Annotated in this window: 1 protein-coding gene; it reads left to right on the forward strand. The window is 62.0% G+C overall.

What is annotated here, in order from left to right:
* Positions 1–414: 414 nt before the first annotated feature.
* On the forward strand, positions 415–1,902 hold the full coding sequence (ltrA, locus tag OXG98_11745; GenBank protein MCY3772675.1) for a group II intron reverse transcriptase/maturase: 1,488 nt from the start codon (positions 415–417) through the stop codon (positions 1,900–1,902).
* The last annotated feature ends 126 nt before the right edge of the window (positions 1,903–2,028 follow it).

Here is a 2,028-nt window from a genome sequence, read left to right on the forward strand (position 1 = left end):
GCACTGGCCTCGGCCTCGCAGGGCGCGTCCTATTACGAGCGCGACGGCTACTATGGTGTGCCAGGCGAACTGGCAGAAGGTAGGGGGTGGAAGTCCCCCGGAACGAAGGAGTAACCGAACCACGTTTCTCCGCGAGCCGTGCGTCGGCCCCCGCGAGGGGGTTGGCGAAGCGTCGGTAGCGGTACGGATGGGCAGGACTATGGAGCACCGCAAAAGCGATGGTCCGGGGTGCCGAGGCTTTCAGATCGGTCGAAGGCAACATCGCAAACATCGTATTGGTGAGATGTTGGCGAGCCCCGCGGTGTCAGAGAACCCATGCACGTTCGCACGCCTTCTGTCGGGACCCTGGGAGGTCTTCAAACTGCCCCGCCTGTCGTAGCGGGGTCGCATAGGGAATGGAGCATGCCGAAGCCTATGATGGACGGTTTGAAGAAGTCGGATGAGGCCGTACGACCGGTGAGGGCGGCGAACAAGGGAGCGCGAGCTTCTGCGGAGTTGCCGGAGGAAAGGGCCTCAACCAAGGGGAATCCGGATTGCCAAAGCACGCGCCGAACTCAGTGTCGGGAAAGCGTGCCACAGGCGGCGGCCCGGATACGGAAAGCTGCAGAGAGAAACCCGAAGGAGCGACTTACTGCGCTCCTCCACCACATCACGCCGGACGCGCTCGGTGCGGCCTACTTCGGATTGAAGAAGGACGCGGCAGCGGGCGTCGATGGTGTTACGTGGGAGATGTACGGCGAAGGGTTGGACGCGCGTCTGCGCGACTTGCACCGCCGCCTGCACAGCGGAGGAGCGTACCGGGCGCCACCGGTTCGGCGGGTGGAAATACCCAAGCCGGACGGCGGGACACGACCACTCGGAATCGCGGCTCTGGAGGACAAAATCGTCCAGAAAGCGGTTGTAGATGTGATCCTGACGCCGATCTATGAGGTGGAGTTTCTCGGTTTCAGCTATGGGTTCCGACCGGGGCGGGGGGCGCATGATGCGCTTGATGCTCTGGCCTTCGGGATAGAACGGCGCAAAGTCAGTTGGATAGTCGACGCGGATTTGCGGGCGTACTTCGACACGATCCCTCGGGATTGGTTGGTCAAGTTCCTCGAGCACCGCATTGGCGACAGACGGGTGATCCGTCTGATTCGGAAATGGCTGAACGCTGGCGTCATGGACGGTGAATCATGGAAAGACACGGGCATGGGCACGCCGCAGGGGGCAAATGTTTCCCCCGTTTTAGCAAACGTGTTCCTGCACTACGTGCTCGATCTGTGGTTCCACAAGAAATGGCGCCGGAATGTCCCGGATGGTGCGGCGATCATCGTTCGCTATGCCGACGATATCGTTGTCGGATTTCAGCATAAGCGGGATGCGGAGCGGTACCTCCGCGACCTCCGGGACAGGCTGACCCGTTTCGGACTCAGTCTCCACCCGGACAAGACCCGCCTCGTGGAGTTTGGTCGGTTCGCGATGATGAACCGCCGCCAGCGCGGGGCGGGCAAGCCGGAGACATTCGACTTCCTGGGCTTCACGCACTATTGCACGAAAACCCGGAGAGGGCGCTTTCGGCTTGGTCGCAAACCGGTCGCCAAACGGGTCAACAGAACTCTGGCGCGTATCGATGAGGTCCTTCGCATACGCTGGCACCACGACATCTGGGAAGTCGGGATGTGGCTGGGACGAGTCTATAACGGCTGGCTCAACTACTTCGCCGTCCCCGGGTCGGCCCGGTACGTTCGCGCGTTTCGCCGCAGGCTGCAACGCCTGTGGATGCGGGCACTACGCCGGCGGTCTCAGCGATCTCGTTTCAGTTGGAAACGGCTGGAGCGCATGTCCGAAATCCTTTGGCCACGCGCATCCATCCGTCACCCATGGCCGGACCGGCGGTTTGCCGTCAAACACCCGAGGTAGGAGCCGGATGGTTTAGCGACCAAGTCCGGATCTGCGCGGGGGGTGCGCAGCAATGCGCATTCCTACCGCAACTTCCTGATGATCGGTCGCGAGAACACCGCCGCCTGAGTCCTGTGGATTTGTGGA

The sequence above is a fragment of the Gemmatimonadota bacterium genome, assembly GCA_026706345.1.
Classification (GTDB): domain Bacteria; phylum JAAXHH01; class JAAXHH01; order JAAXHH01; family JAAXHH01; genus JAAXHH01.

Coding starts and splice junctions, on each gene's coding strand:
- ltrA (MCY3772675.1), top strand. CDS start 415: ATGATGGACGGTTTGAAGAAGTCGGATGAGGCCGTACGACCGGTGAGG.